17 protein-coding genes and 2 pseudogenes are annotated in these 18,081 nt (G+C 71.1%); 11 read left to right on the top strand and 8 right to left on the bottom strand.

Annotated elements, in window-relative coordinates; all coding sequences use genetic code 11:
• Positions 1-30 precede the first annotated feature (30 nt).
• The 3 genes from lanKC to ACH45E_RS05650 are packed head-to-tail and all read left to right on the top strand — an operon-like array spanning position 31 to position 5,172.
• Complete coding sequence (gene lanKC / locus ACH45E_RS05660) at positions 31-2,769, top strand: class III lanthionine synthetase LanKC (protein WP_361444474.1); 2,739 nt, start codon at positions 31-33, stop codon at positions 2,767-2,769.
• On the top strand, positions 2,766-4,109 hold the full coding sequence (locus ACH45E_RS05655) for an MFS transporter (protein WP_361444477.1): 1,344 nt from the start codon (positions 2,766-2,768) through the stop codon (positions 4,107-4,109). The genes lanKC and ACH45E_RS05655 overlap by 4 nt, the downstream gene beginning before the upstream one ends.
• Before the next feature lie 19 nt (positions 4,110-4,128).
• Positions 4,129-5,172: an MsnO8 family LLM class oxidoreductase gene (locus ACH45E_RS05650; RefSeq protein ID WP_361444480.1), complete on the top strand. Its 1,044-nt coding sequence runs from the start codon at positions 4,129-4,131 to the stop codon at positions 5,170-5,172.
• 153 nt (positions 5,173-5,325) lie between these two features.
• Here ACH45E_RS05650 and ACH45E_RS05645 read toward each other — a convergent pair whose 3' ends face one another.
• On the bottom strand, positions 5,326-6,243 hold the full coding sequence (locus tag ACH45E_RS05645; protein WP_361444483.1) for an alpha/beta hydrolase: 918 nt from the start codon (positions 6,241-6,243) through the stop codon (positions 5,326-5,328).
• A 369-nt stretch (positions 6,244-6,612) separates the two neighbouring features.
• Positions 6,613-7,404, bottom strand: a complete 792-nt coding sequence (locus ACH45E_RS05640; RefSeq protein WP_361444486.1) for a hypothetical protein — start codon at positions 7,402-7,404, stop codon at positions 6,613-6,615.
• A gap of 300 nt (positions 7,405-7,704) precedes the next feature.
• Here ACH45E_RS05640 and ACH45E_RS05635 point away from each other — a divergent pair, with 300 nt between their 5' ends.
• The 5 genes from ACH45E_RS05635 (at position 7,705) to ACH45E_RS05615 (ending at position 11,780) form a co-directional block, all read left to right on the top strand.
• On the top strand, positions 7,705-8,373 hold the full coding sequence (locus ACH45E_RS05635; RefSeq protein WP_361444489.1) for a DedA family protein: 669 nt from the start codon (positions 7,705-7,707) through the stop codon (positions 8,371-8,373).
• Positions 8,374-8,440: 67 nt separating this feature from the next.
• Entirely contained in the window at positions 8,441-9,151 is a 711-nt protein-coding gene (locus tag ACH45E_RS05630) for a phosphatase PAP2 family protein (protein WP_361444492.1), read from the top strand.
• Positions 9,126-9,794, top strand: a complete 669-nt coding sequence (locus ACH45E_RS05625; protein WP_361444495.1) for a response regulator transcription factor — start codon at positions 9,126-9,128, stop codon at positions 9,792-9,794. The genes ACH45E_RS05630 and ACH45E_RS05625 overlap by 26 nt, the downstream gene beginning before the upstream one ends.
• The gene (locus tag ACH45E_RS05620; protein WP_361444498.1) at positions 9,791-11,167 is read left to right on the top strand and encodes a HAMP domain-containing sensor histidine kinase; all 1,377 of its coding nucleotides are present in this window, start codon (positions 9,791-9,793) and stop codon (positions 11,165-11,167) included. Before ACH45E_RS05625 ends, ACH45E_RS05620 begins: the two co-directional genes overlap by 4 nt.
• A gap of 49 nt (positions 11,168-11,216) precedes the next feature.
• The gene (locus tag ACH45E_RS05615) at positions 11,217-11,780 is read left to right on the top strand and encodes a CGNR zinc finger domain-containing protein (RefSeq protein ID WP_361444501.1); all 564 of its coding nucleotides are present in this window, start codon (positions 11,217-11,219) and stop codon (positions 11,778-11,780) included.
• 63 nt (positions 11,781-11,843) lie between these two features.
• On the opposite strand, the gene ACH45E_RS05610 is transcribed toward ACH45E_RS05615, so the two are convergent.
• On the bottom strand, positions 11,844-12,038 hold the full coding sequence (locus ACH45E_RS05610) for a hypothetical protein (protein WP_361444504.1): 195 nt from the start codon (positions 12,036-12,038) through the stop codon (positions 11,844-11,846).
• Positions 12,039-12,338: 300 nt separating this feature from the next.
• Between ACH45E_RS05610 and ACH45E_RS05605 the strand changes: the two are divergent.
• Positions 12,339-12,539 (top strand): annotated as a pseudogene (locus ACH45E_RS05605) (alpha/beta hydrolase); the annotation flags it as partial.
• A 124-nt stretch (positions 12,540-12,663) separates the two neighbouring features.
• Positions 12,664-13,152, top strand: coding sequence for a hypothetical protein (locus ACH45E_RS05600; protein WP_361444973.1), 489 nt, complete (start codon positions 12,664-12,666; stop codon positions 13,150-13,152).
• A 203-nt stretch (positions 13,153-13,355) separates the two neighbouring features.
• On the opposite strand, the gene ACH45E_RS05595 is transcribed toward ACH45E_RS05600, so the two are convergent.
• The 3 genes from ACH45E_RS05595 to ACH45E_RS05585 all read right to left on the bottom strand — a co-directional run bounded on the left by ACH45E_RS05595 (position 13,356) and on the right by ACH45E_RS05585 (position 16,664).
• Positions 13,356-14,516 (bottom strand): MFS transporter, encoded by a 1,161-nt coding sequence (locus ACH45E_RS05595; RefSeq protein WP_361444945.1) that lies wholly within the window; start codon positions 14,514-14,516, stop codon positions 13,356-13,358.
• A gap of 302 nt (positions 14,517-14,818) precedes the next feature.
• On the bottom strand, positions 14,819-15,658 hold the full coding sequence (locus tag ACH45E_RS05590; RefSeq protein ID WP_361444507.1) for a type II CAAX endopeptidase family protein: 840 nt from the start codon (positions 15,656-15,658) through the stop codon (positions 14,819-14,821).
• A gap of 76 nt (positions 15,659-15,734) precedes the next feature.
• Complete coding sequence (locus tag ACH45E_RS05585; protein ID WP_361444510.1) at positions 15,735-16,664, bottom strand: LysR family transcriptional regulator; 930 nt, start codon at positions 16,662-16,664, stop codon at positions 15,735-15,737.
• Positions 16,665-16,833: 169 nt separating this feature from the next.
• Between ACH45E_RS05585 and ACH45E_RS05580 the strand changes: the two are divergent.
• Positions 16,834-17,391 (top strand): annotated as a pseudogene (locus ACH45E_RS05580) (LysE family translocator); the annotation flags it as partial.
• A 99-nt stretch (positions 17,392-17,490) separates the two neighbouring features.
• Here the strand turns inward: ACH45E_RS05580 and ACH45E_RS05575 are convergent.
• Both ACH45E_RS05575 and ACH45E_RS05570 read right to left on the bottom strand, forming a co-directional pair.
• The gene (locus ACH45E_RS05575) at positions 17,491-17,661 is read right to left on the bottom strand and encodes a hypothetical protein (protein ID WP_361444513.1); all 171 of its coding nucleotides are present in this window, start codon (positions 17,659-17,661) and stop codon (positions 17,491-17,493) included.
• Positions 17,662-17,698: 37 nt separating this feature from the next.
• A complete protein-coding gene (locus tag ACH45E_RS05570) occupies positions 17,699-18,052 on the bottom strand; it encodes a hypothetical protein (protein ID WP_361444516.1) in 354 nt (117 codons plus the stop codon).
• Positions 18,053-18,081: the final 29 nt, after the last annotated feature.

The raw sequence follows: 18,081 nt of genomic DNA, 5'->3' as shown, positions 1-18,081 counted from the left end.
CAGCTCGAATGGGAGATCATACAGACGTACATGACGCACCACCCGCGCTGGTTCGAGGATTTCGAACGCCGAGTGCCGAGTGGGGAGCACCTGCGCGAGTACCGGGCCGTGATGCCCGCGGCGTGGCGGCTCTGGCGCCGGGGCTACTGGCTGCTGACCGCCCCGCCGGAGGTGCCGGCCGTCGCCCAGGGCTGGAAGCTGCACGTGTCCGCGACCTCACGGACCAGCGCGGCCACCCTGCGCGCCGTACTGCCGCTGCTGCGGGACGCGAACGTGCACTTCAAGTTCCTGATGGATCCCGCCGCGATGCTGGAGTCCAACGGCAAGTCCTTCCCGCGGGGTTCGAGCGGCAAGTTCATCACCGTGTACCCGGCCGACGAACGGGAGTTCCGCGCGGTCGGGGACGCGCTGACCGACGCCCTCTCGGGCTTCGACGGCCCCCACATCCTCTCCGACCGGCGCTACCCGGGGTCGCGGGTGGTGCACTACCGGTACGGCGGTTTCGTCTCGATCTCCCGTATGCGGCCCTCCGGCATGAAGGAGCTGCTGATCCGCACTCCGGACGGCGAGCCGGTGGTCGACATCCGGCATCCGTACTTCCATCTGCCGTACTGGGTCACCGATCCCTTCACCGGGGAGTCGGCCCCGGACCAGGCCCAGGCCACGACGAAGGACACGTCCGGCTCCGGTGTCACCCTCGCGGACGGACGCTTCACGGTGGTCAGCGCGATGAAGTTCAGCAATCGCGGCGGCATCTACCACGGCGTCGACAACGAGACGGGCGCGGACGTGCTGATCCGCGAGGCCCGGCCAGGCGTGCAGATCGGCCCCGAGGGGACCGATGCCGCCCAACTGCTCCGCCACGAGTACGACATGCTCACCGAACTCGCCGACACCGGGCTGTTCGTACGGCCCGTGGCGTTCTTCACCGAGTGGGAACACTCCTTCATCGCCGAGGAGTTCATCGAGGGCACACACCTCGGCCACCTCGGCATCATCGAGAATCCCGTCTACAACCTGGATCTGACCGCCGAGCGGCTGACCGACTACTACGAGCGGTTCCGCGCACTGTGGCTCCAGGTCGCGGACGCGATCGCGGTCTGCCACGAGCGCGGCATCGTGCTCGGTGACCTGTCGCTCACGAACATCATGGTCACCGCCGACGACCGGATCCGCGTCATCGACCTGGAGTCCGCGTTCCACGAGGACGCCCCCCAGGGGGCGGCCCGCGGCGCGCGGCTCTACACGCCCGGTATGGTGACCCGCCGCGCCCGGCTGGCCGGACAGGGTGACCGGGGCACCGACTACTACGCTTTCGGCGGCCTGATCCTCGGCTGCGTCATGCTCTGCCACCAGACGGACTTCATCGACCGGACGATGCCGCGCAGGCTGCTGGCCGAGGTGGCCGCCGATCTCGCCCTCCCCACCGAACTGGTAGAACTCGTCAGGGACCTCTACGACGAGGACGCCGCCCTGCCCGATCCGCGCGAACTGCGCCGCCGGATCGAGGCGCTGCCCTTCGCGGACGCCTGGCGGCAGCCGCCCCCGCTGGGGCTGCCCCCGGCGACGGACGGCGCCGCCCGTGCCGAACTGCACAAGCGGGTGGAGGCCACCCTCAACGGTGTGGCGGACTTCTGGAAGAACACCGCCGACCTCAGCCGTCAGGACCGGCTGTTCCCGGCCGACGTGATGGTGTTCCGCACCAATCCGCTCTCGCTCGCCCACGGCGCCTACGGCACGCTGTACGCCCTGCACCGGTTGCGCGGCTCGGTGCCCGACGATCTGCACGCCTGGGCCCTGCGGCAGTCCACCGCGCACGACGCGATGCCCGCCGGACTGTACTTCGGCGCGGCGGGCGTGGCCTGGGCCCAGTCGGCCACCGGGCACCGGGACATCGCCGTACGGACGCTCCGGGACGCCCACGGGCACCCGCAGCTGCTGACCGAGCCCGGTGTGCTGACCGGGGCGGCGGGCTACGGCATGGCCTGTCTGCGGCTGTGGCGCGACTCGGGGCTGGAGGAGTTCGTGGACCGGGCCCGTGCGGTCGGGGAGCATCTGGCCGGGGCGGCCCACCGCGAGAACGGCCTGGCCTCGTGGCCCGACAGCTCGGGCGCGACGCCCGTCGGGTACGGGGACGGCGCCGCCGGCGTGGCCATGTTCCTGCTCGGCCTGCACTGTGCCACCGGTGACCCGGCCGCGCTGGAACTCGGCCGCGCCGCACTGGACTTCGACCTGGCCCAGGCGGTCGCGGGGGCCGGCGGCCGCCTGTCGTTCCCCGCCTCGGTGGCCACGGACGACAAGCCCACGATGGTGGTGCGGCATTACTGGGACCACGGCACGGCGGGCATCCTCACCACCCTGTTGCGCTACCACCATGTGACCGGCGATCCCGGGCTGCGCGAGCGGATCACCGAGCTGCTGCCCGACGTGCGACGCAAGTACACGGTGTTCCCCCAGCTGTTCCACGGCACCAGCGGGCTGGGCAACGTGCTCCTGGACGCCTACGAGTTCCTCGGCGACGCCGAACTGCTCGCGGAGGCCGAGCGGGTGGCCGAGGCGGTGCTGTGCACGGCGATCGAACGGCCCGAGGGCATCGTCTTCCCCGGCGAGCAGACCGTCCGCGAAAGCTGCGACCTGGCCGGCGGATCGGCCGGCGTGGCCCTCTTCCTCGACCGGCTGCGCAGGGCCCGCCCCGGTGGCCGCAGCAACACCAACTTCCTGCTCGACGACCTGCTGCCCGCGGCCCGGGGCCGGGCCGGTGCGCGGTGAAGGCGACCACGGCCGCCGCCACGGCCGATCCCGCCGTGGTGCCGCTGCGGGCCAACCGCGACTTCCGGCTGCTGTGGATCGGGCAGGCGCTGTCCGACTTCGGGTCGGCCATGACGGGGCTGGTCCTGCCGCTGGCTCTGCTGCGCAGCGGCTACTCGACCTCGGCCGCCGGCACCATCGGTACGGCGGTCCTCGTCACCGCCATGATCGTCCGGATGCCCGCCGGCTATCTCACCGACCACTACAGCCACCGCCGGCTCATGCTCACGGCCGATCTCACCCGCCTGGTCACGGTCGGCGCGGTCGCCGCCTGGACCTTTCTGGACCGGCTGCCGATCGCGGTGGCCGTGGTCACGGTGATCGTGGCCCAGCTGGGCGTGGAGCTCTTCCGGCCCAGCCAGAACGCCACCGTGCGGCGTGTCGTCCCGGCCGCGCAACTCGGCACGGCCATCTCGATGAACCAGGCGAGGGCGTACGCCGCCGGCATCATCGCCCCGGCCGTGGCGGGGCTGCTCATCGCCGCCGCGCTGTGGCTCCCGTTCGCCATCGACGCCCTGACCTACGCGGTGTCCGCGCTGTGCGTGGTGTCGCTGTCCCGTCTGGCCCGCCGCGCCGAAGCGGACGGGACCGACACCACGGCAAAGGCCCCGGCGAGCGGGAAGGACACGCCCGGAGCGGCGGCGAGCACGAGCGGAAGCGGCCCGGACACCGCTCCGCGGGAACGCTTCCTGCCCCGGCTGACCGCGGGACTGCGGTACGTGGTCAAGGACCCCTTCCTGCGCACCGTTGCCGGGCTGGCCGCGGGAGAGAACTTCGTCTTCCAGGCCCTGGCCTACGCCCTGCTCCTGGGAATCGGACGGGAGCACGACGGCGCGGCCGCGGTGGGACTCGCGATGAGCGCGGCGGCGGTGACCGGCCTCACCGGTTCACTCATCGCGCCCTGGCTGCAGCGCAGGCTGCGCATGCAGACGGTCATGGCGGCCGGACCGGCGCTGGCCGGCATCATGCTCGCGGTCGCCTGGTCCACCGGCAGCGGCATCGCGTTCGCGGCCGGGTACTCCGCCCTGTGCCTGCTGACGCCCGTCAACGGCGCGGTGTTCGGGACCATTCTGGCGACCACGGTGCCCCAGGACATCTACGGCCGGACCACCACGGCGCTCGGGTTCACCGCTGAGATCCTCCAGCCGCTCGGCCCGTTGGCGGCGGGCCTGCTGCTGGCGTATCTGTCCCTGTCCGGCATCGCCGCCCTGCTCGCCCTGGCTTTCGCCCTGCTGGCGGTCCTCTCTCTGCTGCTGCCCTCCCCGCCGGATGCATCGGGCTCCGACGCGGTCAAGGCCTGACTCTCCCAGGGAGGTTCACATGGTTCCGCTGTCCGTGCTCGACGTGGCGCTCGTCGCGCCCGGCGGCACCGCCCGGCAGGCACTTCACGACGTCGTGCGGACGGCCGTGGCGGCCGACGCATCCGGATACCACCGGTTCTGGGTTGCCGAGCACCACAACTCACCCCGCTGCGCGGGGAGTTCACCAGCGGTGCTGATCGCGCACATCGCGGCGACGACGCACCGTGTCCGGGTCGGCTCCGGCGGGGTGATGCTGACCAACCACGCACCGCTCACCGTCGCGGAGCAGTTCGCCGTCCTGCAGTCACTGCACGGCGATCGGATCGACCTCGGCGTCGGCCGCGCGACCGGCGGCACCGACAGCAGCACCCTCCTCGACCGCGCTCTGCGCCGACCGCCGCAGGCGCGCGCCGAGTTCCCCCAACTGGTCGACGAACTCGCCGGCTTCCTGTACGGCCACTGGCCGGGCGACCACGCGTTGCGGGAGCTGGAACTGTCCCCTGCGGTCGCCGTGCCGCCCGGCATCTTCGTGCTGGGCACCTCGGAGAACGGTGCCCGGGTGGCCGCCGCGCGCGGGCTGCCGTTCGCCTACGGGGCGCACCTCGGCCCCAAGTCCCGTCCGGCCGCCCTGGACCGCTACCGGTCGGCCTTCTCCCCCGGCCCCCTCGGATCGAGCCCGTACGTGATCGCGTCCGTCAACGTGCAGTGCGCCGAAAGCGATGAAGAGGCCGAGGTCCTCGCCTTCGACACCACCGCCGCCCGCTTCCGTCAGAAGCACGCGGCGACCTCCCCGGCCACCGCGCTCACCGAACCCCGCGAGCGCTACCTCATCGGCAAGATGCTCGACGACATGCAACTCGTCCGAGGTGGCCCGGACACCGTCACCAGCGGCCTGAGCCGACTTGCCGCGTCATTGGGCGCCGACGAGATCATGGCCGTCCCGTACGACATCACCGCCGCCGGCCGCGCCCGCACGCTGCGCCTCACGGCCGAGGCGTGGTTCCGTGACGCGAAGGCCCCCGCAGTGCCGTCCTCACTTGCCTTGGGACCCTCCTGCGCGTAGTCCGCACCCGACGCCACACCCCGGGTGATCCCCGACCGCCATGACGGCTTCCTGTCGAGGGAAGCCGGGGTGCCGCAGTGCTCGTTGCCGTCGGTCAGGTCGTCTCGCACCAGGACGAGGAGTTGTCACCCACGACGCGGGCATCGTCGAAGCCTAGGACCTTTCCTGCGTCGCCGGGGTGCGGATGCGCTGGGTGAGGAAGAGGGCCGCGCGGTCCAGTGCGTCGTCGGCCTCGTCGAGGACGCCGGCGAACGACTGGAAGACATGGGGTACGTCGGCGGTGATGTCGAGGACGACGTCCGCTCCGGCGGCTCTGGCGCGCGCGGCCATGCGCGTGGAGTCGTCCAGGAGCACCTCGTTGGTGCCCGCCTGCAGGAGCATGGGCGGGAAGCCGGTCAGGTCGGCGAGGACGGCCGGGCTGAGCATGGGGTGGTACGGGTCCTGCCCCGCGAGGTACATGGCCCCGGTGTACTCCAGGGTCTCGCGGGTGAAGAACGGGTCGATGCCGGCCTTGGAGTCCATGCTTTCTCCGGTCCGGGTGGCGTCGAGTCCGGGAGAGAACGCCACGATCGCCGCAGGCATCGGGAGGTCCGCGTCACGGGCGGCAAGACACGTGGTGACGGTGAGGCCACCGCCGGCGGAGTCCCCCGCGAACGCGATGGCCGAAGGGTCCTCGCCGCTGTCGAGCAGTGCCCGGTAGGCGCTCAGCGTGTCTTCGATCGCGGCCGGGAACGGGTGCTCGGGAGCGAGCCGGTAGTCCAGGGACAAGGCCCTGAAGCCGGTCCTGGCCACGAGGTTGCCCGTCAGCGACAGCGCGGTGCGGGGTGAACCGAACACGTAGGCGCCGCCGTGGAAGTACAGGATCGTCCCCGCGCAAGGGCCGTCGGCCGGCTCGACGAGCAGCGCGGGGCGGGGGCCCAGCGTCGTGTCCGTGGTGCGGATGCCGTCCGGGACGACCATTTCGGCCATCATCGCCCTGAACCCGGCCCGGATCTCCTCGACCGACTGAGGGCCCTCGGGCCCTGGCTGCCGCAGCATCGTGTCGATCATCGCCCGCTGTTCCCTGCTCATGCACACTCCCACCCGTAGATAGCTGCCGCTACATTATATGCCACGGCATACATGTCGGCGCGATGACACTGCCGGCCTCCCGGGCGCCCGCACAACGCCCTCAGGCCGGCCGAGTTGGTCGCCCCCCTCGACGAGCCCGCGATGGCGACCGTCGCACAGACCCGCTGACAACCCGGACGACGACGCCCCCCAGGCCGCCCGGAATTGACTCCGCGGCAGCCTGGCGGAGGCGGTGGAGCCGGCTCCGGTATGCCATTGGGCGGGCGTAAGGTTCCGCGCACGCGAACACGTCCGCCGCAGCCACCAGGCGCTCATGGCCGGCATGGCCGAGCGGGAGCACGAGTAGCCGGCCATCCTCCCCTTTCGGTCTCACATGTGAGCCGGCTGCTCCTGGTCCCGGCGGGAGAAGGCCAGGTAGCCCACGAAACAGACGATGGCCGCCGTCCAGGCGAGCGTGACCGGTCCCAGCCCGAACCCGAGTCCACCCCGGGCGTGCCCGAGCGCCATCCAGTCGGCGAGGGAGGCGCCGAGGGGGCGGGTGATGACGTAGGCCGCCCAGAAAGCGGGCACGGCGTTCAGGGCGGCGAAGCGGTGGGCAACGGCGGGTACGCAGATCACGGCGGTGAAGAGGACGACCGATCCGAGGTAGCCGAAGCCGATGGTGGCGGTCAGATCGCCGGCCGCGGTACCGAGGGCGAAGGTGGCGAGGACGGCCGCCCAGTAGAAGATCTCGCGGCGGCGGGTGCGGATGCCGTGGATGGACAGCGTCCGCTCGACGGCGTACCAGAGGGCGAAGACGGCGGCCAGCGCGGCGAGGAAGAGCGGCGTGGACACCGTGTAGGGCACGCCGAGACCGACGTGCAGGACGTCGGCGGCCATCGTGCCGAACACGCTGACCATGACGACGGCGGTCCAGTACACCCAGGCGACGTACCGGCGGACGGCGAACTGCACGACAAGGGAGACGGCCAGGGCGAGCCCACCGAGCGCGACCGCCGGCACGGGGCCGAGCACACGGGCCAGAAGGTCCGAGGCGGTCTCGCCCATCCCGGTGGTGAGCACCTTGATGATCCAGAAGTAGGCGGTCACTTCCGGCACCTTGTTCGCCAGGGTGCGGACGGAAGCAAGGGGGCGGTCGTCGAGGAGGCGCTCTGTGGTCATGGCCCGCACGATGACATGGTGAACTCCCGGTGCCACAGATGCCTTTGCGATTGTTTTGGGGCTTCTGGTGCAGGAGTTTCAAAACCGCGTGGCCAACCTGACAGCAACCTGAACGCCTCGGCAAAGTCCCTGGTCATGATGGTAGGGCGGGTGATAGGCGCGACGACGCCCGAACGCGGCCGGTGATGTGAACGGATGCCCCTGTGTGATCGGCTAGAGTTCCAGACGACGTCTACAGAACTGTAGTCGACTGACGACTCGCGTGAAGTCGAAGTTGTCCACCGGAAGGGGTCATCGTCCATGACCGCACCGATGCACGCCGCCGCACAGCTGGCCGTGAACGTGCTCGACGCCCATTCGCTGCTGGCGGCCTTCGGCGTGCTGGGCGTAGGAGTGGTGATGTTCGCCGAGACGGGACTGCTGGTGGGGTTCTTCCTCCCGGGGGACGCCCTGCTCTTCACGGCCGGCCTGCTGTGCACGAGTACGGCCGAAGGCAGTGTGCGCCTGTCCCTGGGGCCTTTGCTCGTGGCGGCCGCGGCAGGCGCGCTGGCCGGGGCGCACTGCGGATATGTGCTCGGCCGGAAGGCGGGCGGAGCGCTGTTGGCGCGGAGTCGCTCGCAGCGTCTGCACGAGGGCATGAAGCGCGCCGAGGAACTGCTCGAGCGGTACGGGTATGCGAAGGCCATCGTGCTGGCCCGCTTCGTGCCGGTGGTGCGGACGGTGCTCAATCCGATGGCGGGCGCGCTGGAGGTTCCGCTGCGGACATTCACGCTGTGGCAGGTCGTCGGCGGGCTCGTGTGGAGCGTCGGCCTCACCCTCGCGGGGTATGCGCTGGGCTCGTCGATCCCGAATGTCGACCGGTACCTCCTGCCGCTGGTGGCGTTGATCGTCGTCGTGTCAGTGGCCCCTCTTGTCTCCGAGGTCTACCGGGGTCGCCGGGCGGCCGGGTCCGAGGGGGGACGCAGGTGATCCAGGTGATCATTGCCTGGTCGGCACACGGGGAGCCGGTGGCACAACGCCCGCTGCCGACGGTCTCGTGAACCGGCGTGACGCCGCCGACCTGGCCGGCAGCATCGCTCTCGGCGCCTGGACGGCGTTCGGGGTGCTGTGCGCGGTCGTGGTGGGCCGGCAGGGTGTTCCGCTGTGGCTGGACGACAACCTGCTGACCTGGTCGGTCGGCCATCGGCCGGTGGTGGCCCTGGCCGCGACCCGGGGGGTGACGGATACCGGGACCGGGGTCGTCCCCTACGTTCTCGCGATGCCGGCCGGTGCGGTGGCAGGACGAAGCGGGCGCGAGCGGCTGGTGGCCGCCGCGTTGAGCCTTGTCTGTCTGGGGTCCGGACAGGCGGTACGGCGCGGGGTGATGACACTCGTCCACCGGCCCCGTCCGGCGCGCGCCGACTGGGCGGCGCATGCGAGCGGATGGGCGTTTCCGTCGGGGCACACCACCACGGCGGCTCTCACCGCCGGGCTGCTGATCGTCGCGGTCTGGGTGCGCGCTCCGCGCGGCGCCGTCTGGCTCGGCGTCGTCATCGGATGCTGGGGCGTGCTGGTCGGCCTCTCCCGCGTCTATCTCGGGGTGCACTGGTTCACCGATGTCGTCGCGGGCTGGCTGTTCGCCATCGGGTGGCTCGGTGTGTGGCTGTGGGCGGTGGCCCGGTGGCTGCCCGCATCGTTCGTCTCGGGCGCGGCCCGCCCGGCCGATGATCCGACGGAGGACCATGCTTCACAAGATCCTGGTCGTTGAGGACGATCACGCCCTGCGTGACGTGCTGCGCCGTGGCCTCGCCGAGGAGGGTTTCGAGCCCGTGCTCGCCGCCGACGGCGCCACCGCGATGCGGCTGGCCGCCGACGGCATCGGCGCGGTCGTCCTGGACGTCGGGCTGCCCGACGCGGACGGCCGGGATGTGTGCCAGGCGATGCGCGCCAACGGGTTCGGCGCCCCGATCATCTTCCTGACGGCCCGCCGCCACCTCACCGACCGGCTGTCCGGGTTCTCCGCCGGGGGCGACGACTACCTTCCCAAGCCGTTCCATCTCTCCGAACTCGTCGCCCGGCTGCGGGCCGCACTCAAACGCGCCGCGCCATCGGCCGTGACCACGGTCGGAGATCTGGTCCTGGACGCGACCCGGCACAGTGCGCGGGCAGGCGATGTCGGCGTCGACATCGACCTGTCACCGACGGAGTTCCGTCTGCTGGCCACGCTGGTGGCCGCGGACGGCGGCATCGTGCGCCGCCGCGACCTGGTCAGGGCCGCCTGGCCGGACGGAGCACACGTCAGCGACAACACCTTGGACCAGTACCTGACCCGACTGCGCCGCAAGCTGCGCGAGGCGGGCAGCGGCCTGAGCCTGGGAACGGCGCGCGGGATCGGCCACCGGCTGTCATGAACCATCTCCTGCGGCGCCTGGCTCCGCGTACCCTGCGCGGCCGGCTCTCGCTCGTGGCGCTGACCACCGCCGCGCTTCTGATGACCGTTCTGACCGTGGTGTTCAACACTGTGGTGGACCGGCACCTGCGGCATCTGGCGGACGACGAACTACGCAGTCGCTCGGCCGCTGTCGCCACGACCGTCGACGCCGGCGGCCCCCAGGTGCGGATCGTGGAGTCCGTCAACGACCGCCTCCTCGACGCGAACGTGTGGATCTACGCCGGGACTCACCTGCTGGAGAAACCGCCATCGGCCTCGGCCGGCGGCACGCTGACCCGGGCGGCCGACCAGCTCGCCGTGCGAGGGCACCCGCTCTGCAGGACCGTCGAGGCTGATAGCCCTCACCTCGTCCGACTGTGTTCCCGGCCCGTGCCCGGCCACCGCAGCACCGCCACCATCGTGACCGCCCTGGACCTCGCCCCCTACCGCAACTCGGCGAACACCCTGCTGCTGGGTTCCCTGATCCTGGACGCGGTCATGCTCGCGTGCACCTACGCGCTGACCCGCCTGGCCGTCGGCCGGGCGCTGCGCCCCGTGCGCACCATGACCGACCAGGCCACCCAGTGGAGCGCCGTCGGCTCCGACCAGCGCTTCGGTACCGAGGCCCAACCGGTCGAACTGGCCCGCCTGGGCACCTCGTTGGACGCGCTGCTGGACCGCATACGCACCGTACTGCGCCATGAGCAGCAGCTGACCGGCGAGTTGTCCCACGAACTGCGCACACCGCTGACCCGGATCATCATCGAGCTCGACTGGTGGCGGGCCCGCCCGCGCTCCGCCGCGGAAACCAGCGCCACCCACGAGGTGATCGCCGAGGCCGCCCAGTCCATGCGCACCATCTGCGACACGCTGCTGAACGACGCCCGCGACAGCGCGCAGGACGCCTCCACGGCCCCCGGCGCCACGGCCGTCGTCCCAGTCCTGTGCCGACTGGTCGACAACCTCGGCACACCGGAGCGGGTGAAGGCCGTCGTCGAAGTGACGCACCCTGGGCCGACGGCGGGCGTCGCGCCCGCTCTGCTCGAACGCATCGTCAGCCCGCTGCTGACCAACGCGGTCCGCTACGCCCGCTCCAGAGTCACCGTGTCCGCGCGGCAGGGGCCTGGCGGCGTGCGGATCCACGTCACCGACGACGGTCCCGGCGTGCCCGCGGCGTTCGTCGACGAGCTGTTCCAACCCGGCCGCCGCGCCGACCCCGACGACGGACACGACGGCGCGGGCCTCGGACTGCCGCTCGCGCGACGCCTGGCCCGCGCCGTCGGCGGTGAGGTCTCCCACGACCCCGGGTACACCTCCGGGGCGCGCTTCCTGGCCGACCTGCCCGCCGGATGACCGGCTGCCCAGGCGGCACCCTGCGTCAGTCACCTGTCAGGATGGTGATGTGAATCTCAACCATGTCTTCGTTTGCGGGCACCCGGCCCTCGACTTCGTGGCCACCCTCCGCGCCCGGCGCTCGACCCGGTTCGAAATGTTCGTGACGCCGGAGCGGCTGAACGCCTGGTACCTGGAATCCGGGCTCGTGGACACGATCACGCCGGGCGAGGAGGGCGACGTCCGGGAGGCGACAACCGTGCGCGAGGCCATGTACCGGCTCGTCACGGACCGCCGTCTCGGTGAGGAGTTCCACCGGGAGGCGCTCGCCGTGGTCAACGCCGCCGCACGCAAGACCCCCGTGACGCCCCAGCTCACCATGGCCGGGCGACACACCGACGCGACCCCCGAGCAAGCCCTGGCGACCGTCGCCCGGCAGGCCGTCGAGCTGCTCAGCGGCCCGGACGTCCCCCTGCTCAAGGAGTGCGAAAACCCGGAGTGCACGCGGGTCTACATCGACCGTTCCCGGGGCTTCCGGCGGCAGTGGTGCGGCATGGAGTCCTGCGGCAACAAGATCAAGGCAGCCGCCTACCGCGCCCGCAAGAAGACCGCGCCCCCCACGGCCGCGCGCTGACGCGCATCCACTCCGGTCGATGCGGGGCCGTCGAGCGTGGCCTCGCCGCGCCGTGCCGGATACCTAAAGCCCCAGGTCGAGAGCCAGGCACGAGTAGTACTTCCAAGACCCGTCGGGGCCGTACGCAGTATTCACCGTGCCGCCCGACGCCGCCTCGACCTCTTCGGTCATCTCCTCGAAGCGGATGCGCTCGGGAAGCCTGCCGTACCGCGCGAGCCGCGCTGCCGTGGCGGCATTCATGGCGAGTTCCTCGTTCATGACCGTTCTCCACTTCGCCGATCGTGGGCCGCGTCCTGCTCGCTGTCTGCGAAGACCATCAGCATGCCTTCAGATGCGTCACCGGTCAAGCAGGTGACGTAGCCCCGCGGTCTCCCGGTTTCAAGTGATCGACAGGCGCACCATCAGCAAGGCCGTCGGCCTGGGGGGCACCGGCACAGTCACGGTCCCGCTGTCCGGCCTGCGGGCCAACGCGACCGGCTTCCGCACGCTCAAACATGTCAAGGCAGGCGTCCTCGACATCGGTTACGCCGAGGCAGGGCCCGCCCACGACCCGGTCGTGTCAAGGCCCTCGTCTCCCCCAGCTGGAACTTCGACGACGCCACCTTCCAGCGCACCGCACGGGCCTTCGAGAACCCCGACCATGCCGCCGCCGTCGTCGTCTACAACTACCGCTGGCGCATCGGCCTCATCGACGGGGAAGGCCGCTACGACCGCTACGAGAAGCGACTCGTCGCCCAACCCCCCATCGTCGTCCCCACCGAGCTCTGCCCAGGGGGCTTCCGGGAGTTGTCGCCCTTGCCGATGGGCTACTGTCAACTTCACGAGCGGCAGCGGGAGCGGATGCGTGTCTCGCCACCTACCTGGCCGGAGGGTCTGCATCCCAATGACGCCCAACCTGCTGTTAATCGTCGGCATCACCGCCGTTGTCATGGTGAGCCAGTTCTCGGCGCGGCCAGTACGGCCGCTGGCGTATCTGTGGGTCGCCCTCCTGCTCGCGCGTGGCTGCGTTCCACCAGGACCGAGCCGTACGACCGCGGCCGGAGTCGCGTTCTTGGTCGCCGGGCTGGTCGTGTCGGTGGCCGCCGGGGTCCTGCGCGGTCGCACCATGCCGATGTGGCGGGATGCGAGCGGGCGGCTGTACCGCAAGGGCGGCCGGGTGACGCTGGTGCTGTGGCTCGCCACCGTCGTCGTCAAGCTGGGGCTCGGCGCGATCGCGGAAGTGGCGTTCGGCGAGCCGTTCAACGACGACGCCCTGTGGCTCGGCCTCGGTGTCACGTTGGGAGCCCAACAGCTGGTGATGACGTATTACGGCCGCCGTCTGACAGAGCCCGGGCAGCGGACCGCTCACAGCGTGATGGTGCCGCGGATGTAGGTGGTGGCGGCGCCACTGGCTCAGCGCCCTCGCGGACCAGTGGTGGGCGGGCTGCCACATCGATGATGGACAACAGGTCGCCCGAGACGTATACCGGCGCCTCACCACGTCCAGCACCGGCGATCCCGACCGGCTGTGCTTCGGCCTCGCGGCGTGCGGCCCCTGCGGACAGCCATCGGGGCTGACATGGCACGTGTGTCCCTTCACGGTCCCGGCTCGGCCCGGGGTGCCGCCGGTACCGGGCGCCGGTGCACGAGGGCGATCACCGCGCCCATCCCGATCAGCGCCGCGAGCGCGACGAAGCCGTAGGTGAGCGTGGCGAGTGAGGCGACGGCGGCGACGAGGAGGGGACCGCCCGCGTCGCCGAGTTCGCGGCCGAGTTCGGCGGCGCCCATGGTCTGGCCCAGTCGCTCCGTAGGAGTGCTCGCGGCCAGCGCGGCGAAGCCGAGCGGGGTGATCAGGCCCGTACCGACGCCGATGAGGGCGGCTGCGCCAAGGATGCCGGCCAGGCCCGGCAGCAGCGCGCAGGCCAGGCCCGCGGCGGTGACCGACAGCCCCGCGGCCAGGCCGGTCCGCGTGGTCAGGCGTCCGTCGTCCAGCGCGCGCCCGGCCCGCGGCTGGACGACGGCGGAACAGCCGGCGAGCACCGACACCACTGCCCCTGTTGCGACCGTGCCCAGTCCGGCGGTGCGGCCGGCGACGGGCAGGAAACCGACACCGGCCGACAAGGCCGCGGTGCCCGCCGCGAGCGCGGCCGTCGGAGCGAGGAAGGCCGGTTCGGTCAGCCGCCGGGCCAGGTCCAGTACCGTCTGCCGGGCCCTGGGCAGCGGAAGCACGACGGGAACGGCGAGTACGGCCCAGACGGCGACGGCCGCGCCGAGCGCCGCGAGGACCGCGAACAGCAGTCGCAGACCCCCGGCCCACACCAGGACGCCGCCGAGCAGCGGGCCCGCGGTGTAGCCAAGGGACTTGTAGAAGCCGTAGCTGCCGAATGCCCGCCCGTGTTTCGCCGCCGGGTTCAGCCGGGCCACCAGTGCGGAGGCGGACGGCGAGAACGCGGAGGCCGCGGCTCCCTGCCCGAGCCGGGCGGCCCACAGCCAGCCGGGGCTGTCCGCGACGGCGTATACCGCGGATGCGACGGCGAAGGCGGCGAGCCCGCCGAGCAGTACCGGGCGGGCGCCGATGCGGTCGGCGAGGCTGCCGAAGAGCGGCTTGAGGAGTACTTCGGCGCCGTCGTAGAGGGCGAGCAGTCCGCCGAGCACCATGAGGGAGGTGACCTCGCCCTCGGGGTCGCTGCCGAGGCTGGCGGCGATGCCGTGCGCACCGAAGGCCGTGGTGAACCCGGCGGCGTACAGCGGCCACATCTGACGGGCCGGGTGATCACTCACGGGTCAGGCCCAACTCGCCCGAAGGGGCTTGATCCGTGCCCAGAGCTCGAGATCACCGTTGATTACCATGATCTGTTGCATGCGTCCATTGTGGCCGACGCACGCGGAGGAAGGGCACCACGGCACTGAGCAGTACCAGGAGCAGGGCGGTGGCGAGGGGCCGAGTTCGCGACGCGTTGCGGCCGGGAGGACCCGAGAGGTCCCTGAGCGCGACGCCGGCCCCCGGGGACAGCCCGGCAACGTCGAGAAGGGCGTCGAGGCCGTCGAATCTGCGAAGGTCAGCGAAGGATCAGCACCGCCAGCGTTCCGATGACGGTGTCGGCGGCTACGTGCACCAGGTAGCTGACCCGGATGCCGCCGCTGCGTACGCGCAGGATGCCCAGGACGAGCCCCCAGGACCCGGCCATGAGCATGCCGGTGATGCCGGACGGGAAGCCCCCGTAGTGCGCGGCTCCGAACAGCACCGCTTGCAGCGTCACGGCTGCCTTCGGCCCCCAGACGGTGGCGAGTTCGGTCAGCAGCACGCCGCGGAAGAGCGTCTCCTCCCACACCGCATTGACGAGAGCGAACGCCACAATGCCGAGAAGCGCGAGCCCGAGCGGCAGGCGCTGCAACTCCCTGAGGAATTCGGCCGGTTCGGGCCGCACCACAAGCGCCCAGGCCGTGAGCGCCACGGCGCTGAGCACCACAGTGGCCAGGCCGAGCCAGGCAGTGCCGGGCGTCACCGAACCCCGCGTCAGCCATGGCACGGCAGGCCTCAGGGCCGCGTGGCGACCGGCGATCAGCAGACATCCGAGCGGGACCACGCACACCAGGGCCGTGGTGACGGCAGGCGGCCACCCGCCGACGGTGCCCACGGCGAAACAGCCGAAGAGCGGCCCGATGAACGCCGCCGCCCGGATCGCCGCCGACGACCGCAGGACGCCGGCACAGACGATCAGCAGGAGGACGGCCGTCCCTACCGCTGCCGTCCGCACCGGCACTCCCGCGCCGATCGGGAAGACCGCGCAGGCTCCCAGAGCGACGATGCACGCGCCCGAGGGCCACGCGCGGGCCGGGGAGGCGTCGGTCCGCGGGGCGGGCAACAAGGGCGCCGAGCCCTTCAGTTCGGAGGTCATCACGTGGCTCCGGTCGACGTGTCGGCGGGCGGTTGCACAGCATGTGGGGCACGCGGGTGTGGAGGACGGCCTTCGTTCACGGAGCCGTCCAGGCAGTTTCGATGTCCGCTGCGACATCGCGCAGCAGTGTCAGAAAGACGTCCACCAAGGGAGTGAGAGAGGTCTCGGTTGCCGTGACCGCGTGGAGCCGGCGGTGGAGCCGCGGCTGGGCGAGTTCCCGGTGCGTGGTGCCCGGGGCGTGGATCAGGGCCAGGCGGGAGACCAGGGCGACACCGATGCCCGTACCGACCAGGGCCTGGGCGACGGCGTAGGAGGCGGTCTGGAACCGGATCCTGGGGGTGAAGCCGGCGTCGGCCGTGGCCCGGTCGAACTGCTCCCGGGCGGCGTGACCGGCCAGGATGGTCACCCATGATTCACCACGGAGTTCTTCCAGGCGCAGTGGGGCGTTCCGGGAGTGCCGGGCGGCCAGCGGGTGATCGTCGGGGAGGACGACGACCATGGGGTCGAGCAGCAGCGGGTGGACGGTGACCTGCGGCGGTGGATCGGGAAGCGTGGCCCAGGACGCGATGACCGCCAGATCCAGTCGGCCCGCCGTGATTTCCTCCACGCCGCGTTCGGAGAGCAGGTCCTCCACGGATACGTCGGCGTCCGGGTGCTGGTGGCGCAGGGCCGTCAGAGCGGGCGGGAGCAGGTGGAGGGCGGCGGCCTGGAAGGCTCCGACTCTCAGGCGCAGTGACAGATGGCCCAGGAGTGCGGTCAGCCCCTCTGTGGCTTGGTCCAGCTGCTGGTCGATGACCTGTCCGTGTCGGGCCAGGAGGGCGCCGGCGGCGGTGAGAGTCGCTCCGCGTGCTCCGCGCAGGACCAGTGGGGCCCTCCAGTGCCGTTCGGCCCTGGCCACCTGTTGGGTCACGGCTGCCGGGGTGAGGCCCAGGGCGTGGGCGGCTCCCGTGAGAGAGCCATGACGTTCGATCAGTGCGAGCAGGCGGAGCTGTCCCGGATCCGGCATTCAGTAATCTTAAGGCTGAGCCGATCGCATTGGGCTTCTGTGAAGTCCGCGAGCACGCCAGCCTGGGTGGGCAAGCCACCACCTGCGGAGAGGCCGATCGGCATGCCCACCCACCTGCCCGTCTTCCTGATCACCACGTGGCTGCTGGCCATGCTTCCCGGCGCCCGGCCAGGCACTCGTGATCCGTCAGACGCTGGAGGGCGGCCCTCGCTCGGCGCGGGCGACCATCGCGGGCAACGCCACCGGACTGGTGATCTGGTCCGCCGCGGCCGCGGCGGGGCTGTCAGCCGTCCTCCTGGCCGATCCCGCGGCCTACGCTGTCGTACGCGTGGCGGGCGGGCTCGTCCTGATCGTGCTGGGCATCACCACGCTCCGGGCGGCCCGCAGGGGGCCCGACTCGTCTTCGACGAGTGCGGAGACAGAGCCGACGAGCTGGTGGCGCGCCTACACCGCAGGCCTTGGCACGACCCTCGGCAATCCCAAGGCAGGCGTGTTCGCAGTCTCCGTACTGCCGCAGTTCGTCACGGCCGACGGGCCGGTCCTCATCTCGAGCATCGCCCTGGGGGTGACATGGGCGCTGGTCAACGCCTGCTGGTACCTGCTGTTCACCTGGGCCGTCGGCAAGGGGCGCGCGCTGGTGTCCAGGCCGGCGGTGCGACGCATGCTGAGCATGGTGACCGGGCTGGTGCTGCTGATCCTCGGAGCGGCCGTCGCAAGCGGCGTCTGAAACACGCCGGTCCGCTCGTCCCGCGTCGATCGGTGGGCGCCCGCGGCCGGGACCTCCGGCCACGGTCGAGCACCTGGTGTGCGCCCCGGGCTGAACCTGTCAGGCCGTGGGTGGGTACGGCTGGTCGGCGTGCTGTCCGCCCAGCAGTTGCGTTGCCTTGTGCTGCGTGTGCTCGGCGGCCATCTGGGCCTCCGCCACCACGTCGCCCAGTTCCCGCACCAGGTCCTCGTAGATCGGCATGTGATCGCTTTCGCTGAAAGTACGTGTCACGGCGCTGCTCCTTTCTCTGTCGTGGCTCGTAATGCTGTCAGGCCCGGTTCAGCCGGGCGGCGATTCCGTGACCGATCAGCAAATAGATGACGGCCGGGAGACCATAATTAAGGACAACACGCAGACTTTCTGTGTCCATCGTGAAAATGTCCTGTGCCCATCCGGAGAGCCAGTCCGCCGTTCCGTGCACGAACTCAACGAAGGGATTCGCCTGATTGGCGTCGAGCAGGTAGAGCACGATCCACAACCCCAGCAAACCGGCCGCGACATCGGCGATCGTGCAGATCGCAAGGGCTGTCCGACGTGCAGCGGCCTGGTTGCGCGCGGGGTGACCGGCCCCTGGGGGCCGGTCGTACGCCTGGTATCCGGAAACCGGGTCGGTGCTGTTCACAAAAAATCCGATCTGACGCTTGTTCTGCC

The sequence above is a fragment of the Streptomyces sp. NPDC020299 genome, assembly GCF_044387825.1.
Classification (GTDB): Bacteria; Actinomycetota; Actinomycetes; order Streptomycetales; family Streptomycetaceae; genus Streptomyces.
The sequence above is the reverse complement of the archived record's forward strand: the minus strand, read 5'-3'. Positions and strand labels throughout refer to the sequence as shown.

Excerpts from the sequence above, each read along its gene's own strand:
- ACH45E_RS05595 (WP_361444945.1), bottom strand. The coding sequence starts at position 14,516 with ATGTGGCCGCTGTACGCCGCCGGGTTCACCACGGCCTTCGGTGCGCAC.
- ACH45E_RS05650 (WP_361444480.1), top strand. The coding sequence starts at position 4,129 with ATGGTTCCGCTGTCCGTGCTCGACGTGGCGCTCGTCGCGCCCGGCGGC.
- ACH45E_RS05635 (WP_361444489.1), top strand. The coding sequence starts at position 7,705 with ATGACCGCACCGATGCACGCCGCCGCACAGCTGGCCGTGAACGTGCTC.
- ACH45E_RS05620 (WP_361444498.1), top strand. The coding sequence starts at position 9,791 with ATGAACCATCTCCTGCGGCGCCTGGCTCCGCGTACCCTGCGCGGCCGG.
- lanKC (WP_361444474.1), top strand. The coding sequence starts at position 31 with ATGACGCACCACCCGCGCTGGTTCGAGGATTTCGAACGCCGAGTGCCG.
- ACH45E_RS05585 (WP_361444510.1), bottom strand. The coding sequence starts at position 16,664 with ATGCCGGATCCGGGACAGCTCCGCCTGCTCGCACTGATCGAACGTCAT.
- ACH45E_RS05610 (WP_361444504.1), bottom strand. The coding sequence starts at position 12,038 with ATGAACGAGGAACTCGCCATGAATGCCGCCACGGCAGCGCGGCTCGCG.
- ACH45E_RS05590 (WP_361444507.1), bottom strand. The coding sequence starts at position 15,658 with ATGACCTCCGAACTGAAGGGCTCGGCGCCCTTGTTGCCCGCCCCGCGG.
- ACH45E_RS05645 (WP_361444483.1), bottom strand. The coding sequence starts at position 6,243 with ATGAGCAGGGAACAGCGGGCGATGATCGACACGATGCTGCGGCAGCCA.
- ACH45E_RS05625 (WP_361444495.1), top strand. The coding sequence starts at position 9,126 with ATGCTTCACAAGATCCTGGTCGTTGAGGACGATCACGCCCTGCGTGAC.
- ACH45E_RS05640 (WP_361444486.1), bottom strand. The coding sequence starts at position 7,404 with ATGACCACAGAGCGCCTCCTCGACGACCGCCCCCTTGCTTCCGTCCGC.
- ACH45E_RS05600 (WP_361444973.1), top strand. The coding sequence starts at position 12,664 with ATGACGCCCAACCTGCTGTTAATCGTCGGCATCACCGCCGTTGTCATG.